Source organism: Streptomyces sp. DSM 40750 (assembly GCF_024612035.1).
Classification (GTDB): domain Bacteria; phylum Actinomycetota; class Actinomycetes; order Streptomycetales; family Streptomycetaceae; genus Streptomyces.
This window is the reverse complement of record NZ_CP102513.1, coordinates 10,430,895-10,451,990: the sequence shown is the minus strand read 5'-3', so window position 1 is coordinate 10,451,990 and position 21,096 is coordinate 10,430,895. Positions and strand designations below refer to the sequence as shown.

Below are 21,096 nucleotides of genomic sequence, written 5' to 3'. Positions count from 1 at the left end.
GAGGTGCCCCCGTGTCCGGTGATGACTGACGCCGCCGACCGAAGCCGACACGTTGGCGGCGCGCATACGAGCCGATAAGCATGCGTAACAACAGGCTAGGGTGGGCGCGGGCGTTCCGCATCCAGAGCCGTGCCCGCCCTTTCGTCCGGTAGGTACGGGAGAAACCCGCGTTCGGGTGGGGTGAGGTGGCCGGAGCCGTCGGCTGCCGCTGTCCCGCCCGGGTCGGTCACCGGCGCGTCCCTACAAGATCTGGCGCGTCGGGCTGTACGGCGCCGTTTCGTCGCACATGTCGGGGCGGTTCGCGTCCGAGGCGGTGGATGAGTTGTCGCGGGGGTCGGCCGGATCGGCCGGGTGACGCTTCAGCGGCCCGGTGGGCATCGAGCCAGTCTCAAGGTCTGGTCAAGCGGTCACCGTCAGGGTGTTGTCGATCAAGCAAGCGTTGGCGGAGCGTTCGAGAGCCGGCGACAGCGGCTCAGGACGGAACCGTCCGATCCACACGCACCACGACACCTGTGACGAGAAGGCCGACTACGCCGTGACGAGCAGACTGCCTTGGCCCGAGTCCGACCATGAAACCGACGCGGACAGTGCGGAACCGCCGATTGTGATTGTCGGCCTGGCGGCCCCGGAGGGGGCTCCCGAGGCCGTGCGCCGGGCGGAAGGGGCCGGCCCGGTCGGCGTGCGGGTGCGCTGTGCGCCCGACGGGGTCGCGGCGTTCTTCGGCGACTCCGTGCTCGGGGCGTCCCGGGAGCGGCTCAGCGCGCTGCACCTGGTGTGGGCCGCGTTGGAGGACGCCGGGATCGTTCCCGGTTCGCTGCGCGACGCCGATGTGGGTGTGTTCCTCGTGCGGGCGGAGGCCGGGGAGGGGGACGGGAGCGCCGGAGGCCCGGACGCACTGGCGGCGCTCGTCGGGGGCGATCTCCACTGGGGGCGGGGCCCCCGGGTGACGCTCGGGGCGGAACTGCCGGCGCGGGCGGCGGTCGAGTCGGCCGCCGAGCGTCTTCGCCGGGAGGAGTGCGACGTGGCGGTGGCGGGTTCCGTCACGGGCGCGGTCGCGGTCCTGCGGCGGGGCTCCACCGCCGTACGGGCCGGTGAACGCGTGCTCGCACCGGCGGAGGCGTTCGGGTCCGACGAGCCGCTCGGCCTCGGCGGTGCGGCGGCGCCGTCGGCCGCGCGGCTCGTGCCGCTCGTGCTGTCGGGGCGGAGCGACGCCGCCGTGGCGGCGCTGGCCCGGGACCTGCTCGCCCGTTTCGAGGGCGACCCCGATCTGTCGCCGGCCGACCTGGGATGGTCGCTCGCGGCGACCCGTACGACCGGCCTCGGGCGGCGGGCCGTGCTGCTCGCCACCGACCGGGCGGAGGTGGTGCGCGGGCTGCGTGCGGTCGCCGAGGGCGGGTTCGCTCCGCTGCTCTTCCGTACGGCGCCCGGCGCGGGCGTCGCGGGCGGTGGAACCGCGGTGCAGGTCTTCCCCGGGCTGGGCTCCCAGTGGCGGGGCATGGCGCTCGACCTGCTGGATGCCTCCGACGTGTTCCGTGCGCGGATGGAGGACTGCGCGCGGGCTCTCGAACCCCTCGTTCCCTGGTCGCTGCACGATGTACTGCGCGGTGAACCTGACGCACCGTCACTGGAGGACGTGGACGTCGTCCTACCGGTCCTGTTCGCGGTGAGTGTGTCGCTGTCCGCGCTGTGGAGCTCCTGCGGTGTGGAGCCCGCGGTCGCCGTCGGCGCCAGCCTCGGTGAGATCGCCGCCGCGCATGTCGCGGGTGCGCTGACGCTGGACGAGGCCGCCCGGGTGGCCGTCCTGTGGAGCCGGATGCAGGCGGAGGCGGCCGGAGAGGGGGAACTGGCCGCAGCGGCCCTGCCGCCCGACGAACTGCGTCCCCTGCTCGACGCCGAGCGCCTGCGCGGCCGGGTCCACTTCGCCGGTACGAACGGTCCGCGCTCCGTGCTGTTCGGTGGGGAGCACGCGGCCGTGACCGAAGTCGTCGAGATGCTCGCGGCCAAGGGCGTACCGGCCAAGAAGCTGGACCTCGGTCTCGCCGCGCACACGCCGGGCCTGACCGTCGACTCCACCGCGTTCCTCACCGGTACGGCGGCGATCACACCGGCCCCCGCCACCGTGCCCTTCTACTCCTCCCTCACCGGCGGCGAGTTCGAGACGACCGGTCTGGACGGCGCGTACTGGCTCCGCAACCTCACCTCCGAGGTCCGATTCGAGACGGCCGTACGTGCCTTGTGGGCGGCAGGTCACCATACGTTTCTCGAGGTCAGCCCGCATCCCGTGCTGCTCGGCGGGGTGCAGGAGACGCTGGAGGAGATCGGTGCGGGCAGCGGGGCGGCGTCGTCCGTCGTCGGCACCCTGCGCCGGGGGGAGGACGGGGTCACGGCGTGGCTGACGGCGATGGCGCAGCTCTACGTGCGCGGGATCGCCGTCGACTGGGCCGCCTTCTTCCGGGGTCGTGACGGCCGGCGGATCGCCCTGCCGACGTATCCGTTCGGCGTCGAGGGGACGGCCATGGCGGAGGGTGCGGGGGCGACCGGTGGTGCGCCGGCCCAGGGCGCCGGCACCGGGGGGCCGTCGCTCGCCGGTCTCACGGCGGGCGAACGGTCGTATGCGGTCGAGGAGTTGGTACGAGCCCAGGTGGCGATGGTGCTGAGGCACAACGACCCGGGTGCGGTCCCCCTGGAGCGTGGCTTCCTGCAGTCGGGCTTCGACTCGCTGCGGGCCGTGGAGCTGCGCAACCGGCTGGGCGAGGCCACCGGGCTGCGGCTGCCCACGACGCTGATCTTCGATCATCCGACTCCCGCGTCCGTCGCGGACCTCATCGGCGCGTTGCTGGCCGTCCGGACGGAGCAGGCGGGGCGGGGCGCGGACCAGGGCGCGGCATCGGCGGTCCTCGCCCAAGTCGACGCCCTGGAAGCCGAACTGCTCGCCTCCGGCCTGCTGCATGACGGCGACGACGGCCCCGGGAGCGCTCCCGCGCGGGATCGTGTGGCGGCACGGCTGCGCGACCTGCTGGACCGGCTGACGCCGGACGACGAGGAGGAGTTCGGCGACGTGTCCTTGGAGGAGTTGCTCGACCTCGCCGAGAACGAACTGCGCAAGTCATGACCTAGCAGAAATCTGCCGCGAACCGCCGCGGACCCCCTTGTGCCCGGTCGTACTCATTCACAGAGTTCATTCGTACGTATTTCATACGCATTCATACGTATTCGCCCTTGTTCGTGCGCAGTCGTAGGGACGCGCACGGACGCATACGCCATCGGAACGCTCCCCCACGCAACACGAAAGGCCACGGCCCTATGACGAGCGGTGCGAAGAACGGGACGGCCGACGCCGCGACCGGCGACAGCAAGGTCATCGACACGTTGAAGCGGCTGACCGTCGACCTCCGCGACACCCGGCAGCGGCTTCGGGAAACCGAGGAATCGACCCGCGAGCCGATCGCGATCATCGGTATGGCCTGTCGCTTCCCCGGCGGGGTCGAGTCCCCCGAGGATCTGTGGCGACTGGTGGCGGAGGGCCGGGACGTCATCTCGCCGCTGCCCACCGACCGGGGCTGGGACGAGGGCCTGTACGACCCGGATCCGGCGCGGCACGGCACGGTCTACGTCCGGGAAGGCGGCTTTCTGGACGATCCGGCCGCCTTCGATCCGGCGTTCTTCGGCATGAGTACCCGGGAGGCGCTGGCGACCGACCCGCAGCAGCGGCTCCTGCTGGAGACCTCCTGGGAGGCCGTCGAACGGGCCGGTATCGACCCGTCGTCGCTGCGGGGCAGCCGTACCGGTGTGTTCGCGGGCATCATCCCCCAGGACTACGCGGGTCGGCTGCGCAACTCCCCGAACGAGTTCGAGGGCTACCTGGGCAACGGCAGCACGGGCAGTGTGGCGTCCGGCCGGATCGCGTACACGCTCGGCCTCGAGGGACCGGCCATCAGCGTCGACACGGCCTGCTCCTCGTCGCTGGTGGCCCTGCACCAGGCCGCGCAGGCGATGCGGGCGGGCGAGTGCGATCTGGCGCTGGCGGGCGGGGTGACGGTGATCGGGTCGCCGCTGTGGCTGTTGCAGTTCAGCCGGCAGCGCGGGCTTGCCACGGACGCGAGGTGCAAGCCGTTCGCCGCCGCCGCGGACGGCACGTCGCTCGGCGAGGGCGTCGGGATGCTGCTGCTGGAGCGGCTGTCGGACGCGCGCCGCAGCGGTCGGCGGATCCTCGCTGTCCTCCGGGGTTCCGCGGTCAACCAGGACGGTGCGAGCAGCGGACTGACCGCGCCCAGCGGACCCGCGCAGCGCCGGGTGATCCAGCAGGCCCTGGAGCGGGCGGGGTTGGCGCCCGCCGACGTGGACGCGGTGGAGGCGCACGGCACCGGCACGAAGCTGGGTGACCCCATCGAGGCACAGGCCCTGATCGCCGCCTACGGCCAGGACCGCCCCGCCGGCCGGCCGCTGTGGCTCGGCTCGGTCAAGTCGAACATCGGGCACCCGCAGGCCGCCGCCGGTGTGGCCGGCGTGATCAAGATGGTGAAGGCGATGGAGCACGGCGTGCTGCCGCGCACCCTGCATGTGGACGCGCCGAGCCCGCACGTGGACTGGTCGGCAGGCGCGGTCGAACTGCTGACCGAGGACCGGGACTGGCCGGACACGGGACGTCCGCGCCGGGCCGGCGTCTCGTCGTTCGGCGTCAGCGGCACCAACGCGCATGTGGTGCTGGAGCAGCCGGAGCGGATCGCCGATTCCGAACCGCCGGCGGAAGCGGACCAGATACGGACCTGGCCCACCGGGGTGCCGTGGGTGCTGTCCGGGCGCAGTGGCGACGCCCTGCGGGCACAGGCCGGGCGGCTGGCGGCCCATGTGGCGGAGCATCCGGAGCTGACGCGTGCGGAGGTGGGCGCCGGGCTGGCGCGAGGCCGGTCGGTGTTCGAGCACCGGGCGGTGGTCCTCGGCTCCGACACCGCCGGACTGCTCGCGGGCCTGACGGCCCTTGCTGACGGGCGGCCGGCGCCCGGGCTGTTCCACGGCCGGGTCACCTCCGACAGCCGTACCGTGCTGGTGCTCTCCGACCACGGTCTGGCGCGGGACATCGACTGGGCGGCCCGGCTCGTGCTGAGCTCGCCGACGTTCTCCCGGCGGCTGGCCCACTGCCAGCGGGCGCTGGCCAAGGTCGGCGACCACGCGCTGCGCGGCGGTGCGTTCCCGGGGTCCGCACCGACCGTGCGGTGGGCGGTGCTGGTGGCGCTCGCCGGGGTGTGGGAGGAGTACGGCGTGCAGCCGGCGGCGGTGGTCGGTGAGGGCGTCGGCGAGATCGCGGCGGCCTGTGTGTCCGGCGCGATGTCGCTCAAGGAGGGCGCGCAGGCGGTGGCGCACGGCACCGGGGTGGAACCCGACGCGGGCCGGATTCCACTGCTGAGGACGTCCTCGACCCCGCTCGACGATGCCGTACGTACGTTGAAAGCGCGCGGTCATACGCTGTTCGTGGAGGTCGGTGCCGCCTCGGCCGTCGCTCCCCGTCTCACGGCGGCCCTGGAAGGGGAGACGGCGCGGGTCGTCGTCTCGCCGGTGGGCGGGGCGAGCGGTGCGGACGGGCTGCTCCCCGAGCTGGCCCGGCTGCACGTGTGCGACACGACCGTGGCCTGGCCCACGGCCTTCCCCGAACTGATCCTGGCGGGCCGCCCGCCGGCCGACCTGCCGACGTACGCCTTCCAGCGGCGTCGGCACTGGCTGCGCGACGCGCCCCGCACGCTCGACGCGGCCGCGGCCGGGCTCGCGCCGGCGGACCATCCGCTGCTCGGTGCGACCGTGGAACTCCCTGAGGACGGCGGCCTGTTGTTCACCGGACGGTTGTCGACGGCCACTCAGCCGTGGCTCGCCGACCACATGGTGGCGGGCACGGTGCTGTTGCCGGGCACGGCGGTGCTCGAAGTGGCCCGGTGGGCGGGGGCGTTCGCCGGCTGCGACCGGGTGGCGGAGCTGACCCTGCACAGCCCGCTCGAACTGTCCGCCGATCCGCGCGCGAGCCGGGCGATCCGGCTCCGGCTGGCCGACGCCGATGCCGCGGGCCGTCGGCGCCTGACTCTGTCCTCCCGGCCCGGTCCGGACGAGCCATGGACGCGCCACGCGACGGGAATCCTCGACACTGACGGCGGGGACACGGCGGCACGCCGGTCCGACCTGGTCGCCTGGCCGCCCGCGCACGCCCGGAGCGTGGACATCGGCGGCTTCCACGGGCGGGCCGAGGAGCACGGGATCGCGTACGGGCCCGCGTTCCGGGGCCTGCGGGCGTTGTGGCGGCGCGGCGACGAGGTGTTCGCCGAGGTCGCCCTGCCGGAGGGGACGCAAGCGGAGGCCGGGCGGTACGGGCTGCACCCGGCGCTGCTCGACGCAGCGCTCCAGGCCTGGCACGCCGCGCACCCCGAGGCGCTGGAGCGGCGGATGGTGCCGTACGCCTGGCGCGAGGTGAAGACGACGGGTGCCGCCGGGCCGAGCGTGCTGCGGGTACGGCTCGCGCTCGTGGACGGTCCGGCACCCGGCCCGGACGGCACCGGCGCGTCGGTGTCCATGGAGGTCGCCGACGGGGCCGGCGTGCCGGTGGCATCGGTGGCGGCGCTGCACCTCAGGTCCCTGGGCCGGGCACCGGCCGGCGGGGCCGGCGCGGGCGCGCTGCTGCGCACCCGGTGGGTGCCGTACTCCGGGTCGGGCCTGCCGGGCGACGTCGAGGTGGTCGCCGCGCTCGGGGAGCCGGACGCGTTGCCGGTGACCGTCGATGCCCGGTACGCCGGTGTCACCGCCCTCGGTTCGGCGCTCTCCGCCGGGGCACCCGCGCCGGACGTGGGCCTGCTGCCGGTCACCGCGGACCTCGACGTCACGGATGTCCCGGGTGCCGTGCGCGCGGCGACCGGCGATGTCCTGGCCACGCTCCAGTCCTGGCTCGCCGAGCCGGCGCTGGGCGCGAGCAGGCTGGTGGCGGTGGTGCGGGAGCGGGACGGCGAGGCCGGCCTCGTCGGCGACGCCGTACGCGGACTGATCCGCAGCGCGCGCACCGAGCACCCGCGCCGGTTCGGGCTGTTGTCCCTCGCCGACGGCGAGGCGCCGGCGCCGGAGGTGTTCGCACAGGCGCTGGCCGCCGTCCGGGAGGAATCGGAGGTCGCCGTCCGGGACGGGCGGCTGTGGGTGCCGCGCCTGTCGGAGGTGGCGGCAACACCGTACGCGGAAGCACCCGACGAGCGGAACGGCGAGACGCCGGCCCGTGCCCTGGATCCCGACGGCACCGTGCTGATCACCGGGGGGACCGGCACCCTGGGCGGGCTGGTGGCCCGGCATCTGGTCGCCCGGGGCGCCCGGCGCCTGGTCCTGACCGGGCGGCGCGGCGAAGCGACGCCCGGGGCAGGCGAGTTGGCGGCGGAGCTGACCGCGAAAGGGGCCGAGGTCACGGTGGTGGCCTGCGACGCGGCCGATGCGGACGCCCTGGCGGCGGTGCTGGACGGCGTGCCCGAGGAGCACCCGCTGACCGCCGTCGTACACGTCGCCGGCGTGACGGACGACGCGGCACTGACCTCGCTCACCGGCGACCGGCTGGGCGCCGTACTGCGGCCGAAGGTGGACGCCGCCTGGCGGCTGCACGAGTTGACGCGTGGGCTGGACCTCGCCGAGTTCGTGACGTTCTCGTCCATGTCGGGCACGTTCGGCGCCGCCGGGCAGGCGAACTACGCGGCGGCGAACGTCTTCCTCGACGCCCTCGCCGGATACCGGCGCGCGCAGGGCCTGCCCGGTCTGTCGCTGGCCTGGGGGCCGTGGGTCGAACGCAGCGCGCTGACCGGTGACCTGACGGAGGCGGACTGGGCGCGTATCGGCCGGGACGGTGTGCGCGCCCTGGCCACGGGGGACGCTCTCGCTCTCTTCGACACCGCCCGCCTGAGGACGGGGACGGTCGAGGAGCCGGTGCTCGTCGCGCTGCGGCTCGACATGGCGCAGGTGAAGAAGCGGAAGGCCTCCGGTCTGCTCCCGCCGCTGATGCGTTCGCTGGTGGACGGCTCCGGAGCGGCTCCGGGTACGGCTCCCGGCACGGCTTCTGGGACGGAGCGGCAGCCGGGCACCGGCGCCGAGATGACCGGCCGGGCAGCGGCGTCCTCCTATGCGGAGCGGGTGCGGGCGATGCCGGAGGCGGAGCGCAGGCGGGCCCTGCTCGACCTGGTCCGCACGCACACGGCGATGGCGCTCGGCGAGGGGACGGCCGAGGACGTCGAGCCGGACCGGGGCTTCGCCGATCTGGGCGTCGACTCCCTGGGCAGCCTGGACCTCCAGGAGAAGCTGCTCGCGGCCACCGGCGTCGATCTGCCCAGCACTCTGATCTTCGACCACCCCACCGCCGCCGCGCTCGCCGACCACCTGTGCGCGGAGCTGGGCGGGGCGGCGGGCGACGGAGCCTCGGCCGGGTCGGCCCTGGCCGAGGTGGACCGGCTGGAGGCGTTCCTGGCCTCCTTCGCCGAGACCGCCGACGCCCGGACCAGGGAGACGGTCGCCCACCGGTTGCTCGACCTCGTGTCCCGCTGGCCCGGTGGCACGGGACCGGACGACCGCGCCGGTACGGACGACGACGGACCGCGGCCGGCGGACCTCGCCTCGGCGTCCGACGACGAACTCTTCGAGGTCCTCCAGCAGATGCGCTCCGCCGACAGCGGAACGCCGTCGAACCACCAGCGTCCTTAGGAGCGGGCTCACGTGTCGCAGTCATCGACGTCACCGTCGCAGCAGTCGCCTTCGCCGCAGACGGCCTCGCCGTCGCAGGTGGAGAAGTTCCGCGAGCACCTGCGCTGGGCCACCGCCGAACTGGGCGAGGCACGGCGCCGGGTGGCCGAGCTGGAGGAGGCCGAGAGCGAGCCCATCGCCATCGTGGGAATGGCCTGCCGGTACCCCGGCGGCGTCGACTCCCCCGAGTCGCTGTGGCGGCTGGTCACGGAGGGCCGGGACGCCATCGGCGCGGTGCCGGCCGAACGGGGCTGGTCCGCCGGGGAGTTCGACGGCACCGACAGGGAGCTGCCCGGTACGTCCCACGCCTGGGAAGGCGGCTTCCTGGACCGTGCGGCCGACTTCGACCCGGCGTTCTTCGGCGTCAGTCCGCGCGAGGCCCTCTCCATGGACCCACAGCAGCGGCTGCTGCTGGAGGTGTCGTGGGAGGCGTTCGAACGCGCCGGCATCGACCCGACGACGCTGCGCGGCACCCGCGTCGGCGTGTACGCGGGGCTGATGTACCACGACTACGCATCCCGCGCGGACGAGGCGGACGAGGACGCCGCCGGTTTCCTGAGCAGCGGCAACTGGGGCAGCGTCGCCTCCGGACGGGTCTCCTACACACTGGGCCTGGAGGGGCCGGCGGTCACCGTCGACACCGCCTGCTCGTCGTCGCTGGTCGGCCTGCACCTGGCCGTGCAGGCGGTACGGCGCGGCGAGTGCGCCATGGCGCTGGCGGGCGGTGTGACCGTGATGGCCACGCCGGTCACCTTCGCGGGCTTCAGCCGACTGGGCGGGCTGGCAGCCGACGGGCGCATCAAGTCCTTCGCGGCGTCCGCCGACGGCACGACCTGGAGCGAGGGCGCCGGCATGCTGGTCGTGGAACGGCTGTCGGACGCGCGGCGGGCCGGCCACCGGGTCCTCGCCGTCGTCCGCGGCTCCGCGGTCAACCAGGACGGCGCGACGAGCAGCCTGTCCGCGCCGAACGGTCCCTCCCAGCAGCGGGTCATCCGGGCCGCGCTGGCCGGGGCCCGGCTCTCCCCCGACCTCGTGGACGCGGTGGAGGCGCACGGGACGGGCACGAAGCTGGGCGACCCGATCGAGGCGCAGGCGCTGCTCGCCACGTACGGGCAGAACCGCGGGCGGCCCCTGTGGCTGGGCTCGTTGAAGTCCAACATCGGGCACGCGCAGGCCGCCGCCGGCGTCGGCGGCGTCATCAAGATGGTCATGGCCATGCGCCACGGCGTGCTGCCCAGGACGCTGCACGTGGACGCGCCGACCCCACACGTGGACTGGTCGGCGGGCAAGGTGGAGCTGCTGACCGAGCAGCGGGAGTGGCCCGCCACGGGTCGGCCCCGCCGCGCCGCCGTGTCCTCCTTCGGTGTCAGTGGCACCAACGCGCACGTGGTGCTGGAGCAGGCGCCCGACGAGACACCGGAAGCGGCGGGCGAACCTGCCGCGCCGGTCGTGCCGCTGGTGTTCTCCGCCCGCGACACCGCCGCGCTGCGCGCGCAGGCCGAGCGCCTGGCCGCGCATCTCGGCGACGGCCCGTCGGATGTACGCGCCACCGCCCGCGCCCTGCTGACGGGGCGCACCACGTTCAGCCACCGGGCCGTGGTCCTCGGCACCGACCGGGACGAACTGCTCGCCGGCCTGCGGGCGCTGGCGGCCGGAACCGAAGCGCCCGGCGTCGTCTCCGGCCAGGGCGCCTTCGAACGTCCGGTGTTCGTCTTTCCCGGCCAGGGCTCGCAGTGGGTCGGCATGGCCACCGAACTGCTGAAGACCTCCGAGGTGTTCGCCCGGTCCATCGCCGACTGCGAGGCCGCCCTCGCCCCGTACGTCGACTGGTCCCTCACCGAGCTGTTGTGCGGCGGTGAACAGTTGACCCGGGTGGACGTCGTACAGCCCGCCCTCTTCTCGGTGATGGTCTCCCTCGCCGCCCTGTGGCGCTCCCTCGGCATCGAACCCGCCGCCGTCATCGGCCACTCCCAGGGCGAGATCGCCGCGGCCGTCGTCGCCGGGGCACTCCCCCTGGCGGACGGTGCCAAGGTCGCCGCCCTGCGCAGCCGGGCCATCCTCAAGCTCGCCGGACGCGGCGGCATGATCTCCCTCCCCCTCCCCCACGACCGGGCCGACGAACTCATCGCCCCCTGGCGCGAGCGGATCAGCGTCGCCGCCCACAACAGCCCCCACACCACCGTCGTCGCCGGCGCCGCACAGGCACTCGACGAACTCCTCGCCCACTGCGAGGAGAGGGAGATCCGCGCCCGCCGGATCGACGTCGACTACGCCTCGCACACCTCGCACGTAGAGGCCATCGAGGACGACCTCGCCCGCCTCCTTGTGGGCATCACCCCCCGCACGAGCACGATCCCCTTCTACTCCACGGTCACCGGCGAACTCATCGACACCGCCGAGCTCGACGCCGGCTACTGGTACACCAACCTCCGCCAACCCGTGCGCCTCACCGACGCCCTCCGCACCGCACGCGCCGCAGGCCACACCGCCTACATCGAGTGCGGCCCCCACCCCGTCCTCACCCACGCCGTAGACGATGTCCTGGAAGGAGCCGACGCCTTCACCGTCGGCTCCCTGCGCCGCGACGAGGGCGGCTGGACCCGCTTCCTCACCTCCGCCGCCCACGCCCACACCCACGGCCTCCCCGTCGACTGGCTCGCCCTCCTCGGAACCGGCGACCGCGACCCCGACCTGCCCACCTACCCCTTCCAGCGCAGGAGCTACTGGCTGGACGCCTCGCCGAGCGCCGGCGCCGATGTCCGCGCCGCCGGACTCGACCCCGCCGAACACCCCCTGCTCGGCGCCACGCTCACCCTCGCCGACGACGAGGTGGTGCTGACCGGCAGGCTGTCGCTGCAGGCGCAGCCGTGGCTCGCCGATCACACCGTATGGGGCACGGCTCTCGTGCCGGGAACGGCACTGCTGGACCTCGCCGTACGCGCCGCCGACCAGGTCGGGTGCACGGTGCTGGAGGAACTGACGCTCCAGGCGCCGCTCGTCCTGCCCGAGGACGGCGTCCTGCGGCTTCAGGTCATGGTCGGCGGGGCCGACGACAGCGGTCGGCGGCCGGTGGCCGTCCACTCGCGGCCGGAGCGGGCGGCGGCCGATGTGCCCTGGGAACGCCATGCGACCGGTTTCGTGTCGCCGGGCGCCGCCCGGCCGGACTGGGACCTCGCCGAGTGGCCTCCGGCCGGTGCGCGGCCGGTGGATCTGTCCGGGCTGTACCCGCGGCTCGCCGAGAGCGGGCTCGGCTACGGGCCGGTGTTCCAGGGGCTGCGTGCGCTGTGGCGGCGTGCTGACGAGTTGTTCGCCGAGGTCGTACTCCCCCAGGAGCAGCACGACACGGCCGGCGGTTACGGGATCCACCCGGCCCTGCTCGACGCGGCGTTGCACGCCGGTCTCGCCGAGGGCGTCGACACGGTCCGGTTGCCGTTCTCGTGGACGGGCGTCTCGCTGTACGCGACCGGTGCCACCACCCTGCGTGTACGCCTCACCTCCCGGGGCGAGGACGGGCTCTCGCTGGCCGTCGCGGACCAGGGCGGAGTTCCGGTCGCCGAGGTGGAGTCGCTGGTGACCCGGGCGGTGAGCGAGGAGCAGCTCGGTGCCGCCCGCGCCGAGGATCGGGACCCGCTGCTGGCGGTGGACTGGGCCGGCCTTCCCGTCCCCGACACCGAGCCCGACCGGGTGATCGTCCTCGGCTCGGACGACCTGGACCTGGGCCTGGAGACATGCGCCGACCTCGACGCTCTGGCGGCGCTCGCTCCCGCGGCGACGGTGATGCTGGCCTGCGCGCCCCCCGCGGCACAGGCCGAGGCGGACACGGCCGGAGCCGTACGTGCCGAGGTGCACCGCGTGCTCGGCCTCGTCCAGCGGTGGCTGGCGGACGAGCGGTTCGCCGAGGGGACGCTGGCCGTGGTCACCCAAGGCGCTGTCGCGGCGGGCGACGGCGAGAGTGCGCGGGATCTGGTGCACGCCCCCCTGTGGGGTCTGCTGCGCTCGGCGCGGTCCGAGTACCCCGGCCGGTTCGTGCTGGTGGATGTGGACGGGCGGGAGTCCTCGCGTGCCGCGCTGCGCCGTGCCCTGGCGTCCGGTGAGCCGCAACTCGCCCTGCGCGACGGGCGGTTGTCGGTGCCCGGGCTGGTGCGGGCCTCGGCCGGGCGGACGCTTCGGCCGCCGGCGGACGGCTCGACGTGGCGGCTGGACACCGCGGGCAAGGGCACGCTGGAGAACCTCGCGCTGCTGCCGTACCCGAAGGCGTCGGAGCCGCTCGCCCCGGGGCACGTGCGGCTCTCGGTGCGGGCGTCCGGCATCAACTTCCGCGATGTGCTGCTGGGCCTCGGTGTGGTCGACCAGAACATCATGGGCGGCGAGGCCGCGGGGGTGGTCCTGGAGGTGGCGCCGGACGTCACGGACCTGGCCCCCGGGGACCGGGTGATGGGCATGGTCCGGGGCTCCTTCGGCCCGGTCGCGGTCGTCGACCACCGGCTGCTGGTGCCACTGCCGGAGCAGTGGACGTACGCCGAGGGCGCCTCGGTGCCGGTCGCGTTCCTGACCGCGTACCTCGGTCTGGTCGATCTGGCGGGCCTGCGCGCCGGTGAGTCGGTGCTGATCCACGCGGCCACCGGCGGTGTGGGCCTGGCCGCGCTGCAACTGGCCCGGCATCTGGGCGCCGAGGTGTTCACGACGGCGAGTCCCGCCAAGTGGGAGACGCTGCGCGCGCTGGGCGTGCCCGAGACGCGGATCGCCTCGTCCAGGTCGCTGGACTTCGAGGAGCGGATCCGGGCGGCGGCCGGCGAGCGCGGGGTGGACGTCGTACTGAACTCGCTCGCGGGCGGGTTCGTCGACGCGTCGCTGCGGCTGCTCACCTCCGGGGGCGGCCGGTTCCTGGAGATGGGCAAGACCGACATCCGTGACGCGGAGCGCGTCGCGGCCGACCACCCTGGCGTCTCGTACCTCTGGTACGACCTGGTCTCGGCCGACGTCGAGCATGTCGGCCGGATGCTGGCCGAGATGATGCCGCTGTTCCGCGGCGGGGTGCTGCGGCCGATCCCGACGTCGGCCTGGGACATCCGGCGCGCCGTGGACGCCTTCCGCTTCATGAGCCAGGCCCGGCATGTCGGCAAGCTGGTGCTCACCATGCCGCCGGCCGCGCTCGACCCGAACGGCACGGTGCTGGTCACCGGCGGTACGGGCGCGCTGGGCGGGCTGGTGGCGCGTCGGCTGGTCGCCGAGCACGGCGTACGGCATCTGCTGCTGCTCGGGCGCCGTGGCCTCGCGGCCGAGGGCGCCGACGCCCTGCGTGCCGAACTGGCCGCGGCGGGCGCGGAGGTGACCGTCGCGGCCTGCGACGGTGCCGATCGTGAGGCGCTCGCGGCCGTCCTGGCCGAGGTGCCGCGGGAGCACCCGCTCACCGGTGTCGTGCACGCGGCCGGGGTCCTCGACGACGCGTTGGTCGGCAGGCTGACGCCCGAGCGGGTCGACGCGGTGCTGCGGCCCAAGGTGGACGCGGCCTGGCATCTGCACGAGCTGACCCGGGACATGGATCTGGCCGCCTTCGTCCTGTTCTCCTCGGCGTCGGGCACGCTGGGCACCCGCGGACAGGGCAACTACGCGGCGGCCAACGTGTTCCTCGACGCCCTCGCGGAGCGGCGCAGGGCCCAGGGTCTGCCCGGTGTGTCGGTGGCGTGGGGCCTGTGGGAGCGGGCGAGCGGGATGACCGGTCATCTGGACGCCGACGATCTGGCACGGCTGCGCCGGGTCGGGGTGGGCGCGCTGACCGACGCCGAGGGGCTGGACCTGTTCGACGCGGCGCTGAGCGCGGATCGGGCGCCGGTGGTGGCGATGCGGCTGGACATCGGCGCGGTCCGCGCGTCGGGCAGCGTCCATCCCCTGCTGCGGCAGCTGGTCGGCGCCCCGGCCCGGCGGGCGGTGGCGGCCGCGGCCGGCCCGGCGGGTGCGCAGCCCGGCGGGCAGGGACTGCGGGACCGGCTGGCCGTGCTCCCGGCCGCCGAGCGCGGCCGGATGCTGCTGGATCTCGTGCGCGATCAGGCGGCCCTCGTCCTCGGGCACGGGACGAGCGCGGCGATCGGCCTCGACCAGGCGTTCAAGGAGCTCGGCTTCGACTCCCTGACGGCGGTGGAGCTGCGCAACCGCCTGAACACGGCGACCGGTCTGCGGCTCCCGCCGACGCTGATCTTCGACCATCCGACGGCGACGACCCTGGGCGAGCACCTGTTGAGCGAACTGGACCTCGACCCGGTGCCGCAGGCACGGGCGGACGTCACCGACGACGACGTGCGCCGACTGCTCGCCACGATCCCCCCGGCCCGGTTGCGGGAGTCCGGACTGCTGGCGGCCCTGCTGGAGCTGGCAGGGCCGGCCGAGGACGCGGCCGGCGGCCCGGCGCCCGCGGCGGACGGCGACCTGGACGGCATCGACGACATCGACGACCTGGACGCGGACGACCTCATCGGGCTGGCGCTCGGCGCGGGCGAGCAGTGACCGCGCACGGACTGCGGAAAGAGCGACCATGAGCGGAGAAGGAAACCCTGTGACGCGGGAGATGCCGGGCACGCGGGCCGAGGACGGTGCCGGGACGAGCGGGCCGGGCGGCGACCGGGCCGATCGTCCCACCGACCGGAGCGAACGGATGATGGAGGCGCTGCGCCACTCCGTGAAGGAGAACAAGCGCCTCCAGCAGCAGAACCGGCAGTTGGTGGAGGCCCGCCACGAGCCGATCGCCATCGTCGCCATGAGCTGCCGCTTCCCGGGCGGCGTGTGCTCGCCCGAGGACTACTGGCAGCTGCTGGCCGAGGGGCGGGACGCGATCACGCCGTTCCCGTCGGACCGCGGCTGGGACGTCGAGTCGCTGTACGACCCGGACCCCGACCGGCCGGGCCGCAGCCATGGGCGCGGCGGCGGGTTCCTGCGGGACGCCGGCCGCTTCGACGCCGGCTTCTTCGGTATCAGCCCGCGTGAGGCCCTCGCCATGGACCCGCAGCAGCGGCTGCTGCTGGAGACGTCCTGGGAGACCGTCGAGCGGGCCGGAATCGACCCGACGTCGCTGCGCGGCAGCCGCACGGGCGTCTTCGTCGGTGCGGCGCAGCTCGGCTACGGGCCCGGGACGGGGACCGCGTCCGAGGGCACCGAGGGCTATGTGCTGACCGGCACGACGACCAGCGTCGCCTCCGGCCGGCTCGCGTACACCCTCGGGCTGGAGGGGCCGGCGATCACCGTCGACACGGCGTGCTCGGCGTCGCTGGTCGCTCTGCATCTGGCGGCGCGGTCGCTGCGGGACGGCGAGTGCGAGCTGGCGCTGGTCGGCGGGGCGTCCGTGATGGCCCTGCCCTTTCTGTTCGTGGAGTTCAACAGGCAGCGCGGGCTCGCGCCCGACGGCCGCGTCAAGGCGTTCGCCGCCGCCGCGGACGGCACGACCTGGGGCGAGGGCGTCGGGGTGCTGCTGGTGGAGCGGCTGTCGGACGCGCGGCGGCACGGGCACCGGGTGCTGGCCGTGATGCGCGGCAGCGCCGTCAACCAGGACGGCGCCTCCAACGGCCTGACCGCGCCCAGCGGACCCGCCCAGCAGCGGGTGATCCGGGCGGCCCTCGCCGACGCGCGCCTGACCCCGGCCGACGTGGACGCGGTGGAGGCGCACGGCACCGGCACGAGGCTGGGCGACCCGATCGAGGCGCGGGCGCTGCTCGCCACGTACGGGCAGAACCGGGCGGAGCCGCTGTGGCTGGGCTCGGTGAAGTCCAACATCGGGCACACCTCGCACGCGGCCGGTGTCGCCGGAGTCATCAAGACGGTGCTGGCGATGCGGCACGGCGTCCTGCCCGCGACCCTGCACGTGGACGAGCCGACCCCGCACGTCGACTGGTCGAGCGGGGCCGTGCGGCTGCTGTCCGAGCGGCGGGAGTGGCCGGTGGCGGGCCGGCCCCGTCGCGCGGCGGTGTCGTCCTTCGGGATCAGCGGCACCAACGCGCACGTCATCCTGGAGCAGGCCGACGAGTACGCCGAGGAGTACACCGCCTCGGAAGCCGACGAGCAGGGCACGTCCGGCGAGGAGACCGGTCCCGTCGTCCCGGCGCTCGTCCCCTGGCAGTTGTCCGCCGCCGACCCGCGGGCCCTGCGTGCCCAGGCCGAGCGGCTGCACGACGCGGTCGTCGCGCACCCGGACCTCGATCCGGCCGCGCTCGCCCTGCCGCTGGCCGCCGCGCGGGCGAGCCTCGCCCATCGGGCCGTGATCGTCGGTACCGGTCGGGACGACCTGCTCGCGGGGCTGGACGCGCTGCGCGGCGCCGGTCCGGCCGAGCCCGGCCGGGTCATCACCGGCACGGCGGCACCCGGCGGCGGACCGGCGTTCCTGTTCACCGGCCAGGGCGCCCAACGGGCCGCCATGGGCCGGGAGTTGTACGCCGCCCAGCCGGTGTTCGCCGAGTCCCTGGACCGGATCTGCGCGCTGTTCGCCGAGCGGGCGGACCTGCGGCTGCGCGAGGTGCTGTTCGCCGACGAGGGGTCGGAGCAGGCGGCGCCGCTGAACCGTACGCGGTGGACGCAGGCAGCGCTGTTCGCCATCGAAGTGAGCCTGTACCGGCTGGTCGAGTCCTGGGGGCTGCGCCCCGGCCATCTGCTGGGCCACTCCGTCGGCGAGCTGGCCGCCGCGCATGTCGCGGGCGTCTTCTCGCTCGACGACGCGGTCACCGCGGTGGCGGCCCGCGGCCGGCTCATGCAGGAACTGCCGTCCGGCGGGCTGATGGCAGCCGTCCAGGCCACCGAGGACGAGATCGCCGAACTGCTCACGGGCCACACCGACCTGGCCGGCATCGCCGCGGTCAACGGCCCGGCCTCCGTGGTCGTGTCGGGTGACGAGGGCGTGGTGCGCACGGTGGCCGAAACGCTGCGCGCCCGGGGACGGCGGGCGAAGGAACTGGCCGTGAGCCACGCGTTCCACTCGCCGCGCATGGACGGCATGCTGGACGCCTTCCGCACGGTCCTGTCGTCGCTGACCCCGCGCGAGCCGCAGATCCCCGTCGTCTCGAACGTCACCGGCCGCCTGGTGACGGCGGCGGAGATCCGCTCCGCCGACTACTGGGTGCGGCACGTCCGCCAGGCGGTGCGTTTCCACGACGGCGTGCGCACGCTCCTGGGCCTCGGGGTGCGCACGTTCCTGGAGCTGGGGCCGGACGGGGTGCTCTCCGCGATGACCCGCGAGGGCGCCGCCGCCGTACTGCCCCAGGAGGAGTGCGCCGACGTCCTCGCGCTGCCGCTGCTGCGCCGCAACCGCTCCGAGGTCCGCACGGTCCTCACCGCCGTGGCCGAGGCGCATGTCCGGGGCGTCACCGTGGACTGGCGGGCGCACCTCACGGCCACCGGGGCCGGGGCCGGGCGGCACCTGCCGCTGGAGCTGCCGACGTACGCCTTCCAGGGCGAGCGCTACTGGCTGTCCGCCTCCGCAGACGGACCGGCCGCGCCGGCCGAGCCGGGCGATCTGGGGCTGGACCCGGCCGGGCACCCGCTGCTCGGTGCCGTGCTCGCCCCGGCGGACGACGGCGGGCTGGTCCTCACCGGCCGGCTGTCCTCCCGTACGCCGGGCTGGCTCGCCGACCACGTGGTGCTGGGCTCGACCGTGGTCCCGGGCACCGCGTACCTCGAACTCGCCCTGCACTCAGGCGGGTTGGCCGGCTGCGGCACGGTGGAGGAGCTGGTCCAGGAGAGCCCGCTGATTCTCGGCGAGGACGACGCGGTCCACATCCGGCTCACCGTCGGACCGGACGACGGCGGCGGACGCCGACGGTTCACCGTGGCCTCCCGGCCGGCGTCCGCGGCACCCGCGGAGGGCAAGGCCGCCGCGCCGCCCTGGACGCGCCATGCCGACGGTGTGCTGTCGGATGCCGGCACCGAGGCTCCGGCCGACAGCGGCCCGACGGGCGCGTGGCCGCCCGCCGGTGCCGAGCCGGTGGACCTCACCGGCTTCTACGACTCGGTCGCCCGCGCCGGCTTCACGTACGGGAGGTCCTTCCAGGGGCTGCGCACGATGTGGCGCTCGGGCCAGGACCTCTTCGGCGAGGTGGAGTTGCCGGAACCCTTCCGGGCGGAGGCGGCCCACTACGGCGTACACCCCGCGCTGCTGGACGCCGCCCTGCACACGGCCCTGGTCGGCACCACCGGCGACCAGGTGCGGCTGCCGTTCGCCTGGCAGGGCGTACGGCTGCACCGCACCCGCGCCGCGGCGTTGCGGGTGCGTCTGTCGCCGGCCGGCGACGACGGGCTGGCGGTGCTGGTGACGGACGCGGACGGTGCGCCGGTGGTCTCCGTGGACTCTCTGCGGATCCGGCCGGTCTCCGTCGAGCAGTTGCGGGCCGCCTCCCGGCACCGGCACGCGGACGGCCTCTTCCACGTCGCGTGGCAGCCGCCGGCCGCCGCCGGCGTCGCCGGGACGGTCCGGGATGTCGTCGCCATGGGCGACGGCACGCTGCCGGACGGCCCGGCGGCCGAGACGTTCGCCGACGTGGCGGCGCTGGGGGCGGCCGTGGCGGCCGGCCGGCCGGTGCCCGGCGCGGTGGTGTGGGACTGCGCGGCGGCGGTGCCCGCCGACGCGGACGTCCCGGCGGCCGCTCGGGCCGTCGAGCGTGCGGTGCGGTCCGTGCTCGTGACCTGGGCGGCGGACGAACGGCTCGCCGGGGCACGGCTGGTCGTGCTGACCCGGGACGCGGTGGCCGTCGACGCCGACGACGACGTACGGGGGCTGCGGCAGGCGCTGGTGTGGGGGCTCACGCGGGCCGCCCAGGCCGAACACCCCGACCGGTTCGTCCTGCTGGACGTGGACGGGGCCCCGGCGCGGGACGGCGACCTGTGGCGCGCGGCGCTCGGCTCCGGCGAACCGCAGCTCGCGCTGCGGGACGGCACGCTGCTGACGCCTCGGCTCGTGCGCACCCGGGCGGCGGCCCCGGACGGTCCGGCACCGGTCACGGGGCTCGGTCCCGAAGGCACGGTCCTCGTCACGGGCGGCACGGGCGCCCTCGGCGGCCTCGTCGCCCGCCGTCTCGTGACGGAACACGGTGTGCGCCGGCTGGTCCTGCTGAGTCGCGGCGGGTCGCGCGCCGCCGGGGCCCGGGAGCTGGCCGACGCGCTGGGCGCGCTGGGCGCGGAGGTGACCGTGGAGGCGTGCGACGCGGCCGACCGCGACGCGCTGTCGGCCGTACTGGACCGGATTACCGCCGCGCACCCGCTGACCGCGGTGATCCACGCGGCGGGTGTCGTCGACGACGGCGTGCTCGCCGCTCCGAGCCCCGAAACCGTGGACGCCGTGCTGCGCCCGAAGCTCGACGCGGCCTGGCATCTGCACGAACTGACCCGGGACATGGACCTGGCCGCCTTCGTCCTGTTCTCCTCCGCCACGGCCACGCTCGGTGCCCCGGGCCAGAGTTCCTACGCGGCCGCCAACGCCTTCCTCGACGCCCTCGCGCAGCACCGCGCGTCCCTGGGGCTGCCGGCCGTCTCCCTGGCCTGGGGCGCGTGGGACGCGGGCATGGCGGCCCGGCTGGACGACACGGCTGTGCGGCGCATGCGGCGCTCCGGTGTCCTCGCGCTGTCTCCCGAGGACGGACTGGCACTGTTCGACACGGTCCTGACGGCCCCGCACGCCGGAAACGGGACACAGCCGCGCACCCTGTTGCCGGTCCGCCTCGACACGGCCGCGCTGCGCGGCGCGGGCGACTCCGTTCCCGCGCTGCTGCGCGGGCTGGTGCGCACCTCGGCCCCGGCGGCAGCGGCCGGGGCACCGGCACGGGAGGACGCCTCCGGCGAACTGCGGCGACGGCTCGTCGGAGTCGACGCGCGGGAGCGGGAGCGGATCCTGCTCGATGTGGTGCGCCGCACGGTCGCCGAAGTGCTCGGGCACTCCGGCGGCTCCGCCGTCGCACCGGGGCGCGCCTTCAGCGACCTGGGCTTCGACTCGCTGACGGCCGTGGAGCTGCGCAACCGGCTGGGCGCCGGCACCGGGCTCCGGCTGCCCGCGACCCTCGTCTTCGACCATCCGACGGCACAGGCTCTCGCCCGGTACGTGGACGGCGCGCTGCCGCGGGACGACGTGCCGTCGGCCGAGCCGGTGCTGGCCGAACTCGACCGGCTGGAGCGTTCCCTGGCCGGCGTCGCGGCCGATCACCCCGACCGCGCCCGGATCGCCGCGCGGCTGCGTGCGGTCGTCGCCGACTGGGGCCCGCCACCGGAGGCGAACACCGACACACCGCCGGCGACAGCGGCGTTGCACCTCGACTCGGCCGACGACGACGAGGTCTTCGACTTCATCACCAACGAACTCGGGATCTCCTGACCCGTGCGTAGCAGAGAGGAGAG

At 74.9% G+C, this 21,096-nt stretch carries 4 protein-coding genes; all 4 read left to right on the top strand.

What is annotated here, in order from left to right; genetic code table 11:
- Positions 1-421 precede the first annotated feature (421 nt).
- The gene (locus JIX55_RS45625) at positions 422-3,112 is read left to right on the top strand and encodes an acyltransferase domain-containing protein (protein ID WP_257569097.1); all 2,691 of its coding nucleotides are present in this window, start codon (positions 422-424) and stop codon (positions 3,110-3,112) included.
- A 191-nt stretch (positions 3,113-3,303) separates the two neighbouring features.
- Positions 3,304-8,700, top strand: a complete 5,397-nt coding sequence (locus JIX55_RS45620; protein ID WP_257569096.1) for a type I polyketide synthase — start codon at positions 3,304-3,306, stop codon at positions 8,698-8,700.
- 12 nt (positions 8,701-8,712) lie between these two features.
- The gene (locus tag JIX55_RS45615) at positions 8,713-15,240 is read left to right on the top strand and encodes a type I polyketide synthase (RefSeq protein ID WP_257569095.1); all 6,528 of its coding nucleotides are present in this window, start codon (positions 8,713-8,715) and stop codon (positions 15,238-15,240) included.
- Between the two features lie 28 nt (positions 15,241-15,268).
- Positions 15,269-21,073, top strand: a complete 5,805-nt coding sequence (locus JIX55_RS45610) for a type I polyketide synthase (protein WP_257569094.1) — start codon at positions 15,269-15,271, stop codon at positions 21,071-21,073.
- Positions 21,074-21,096: the final 23 nt, after the last annotated feature.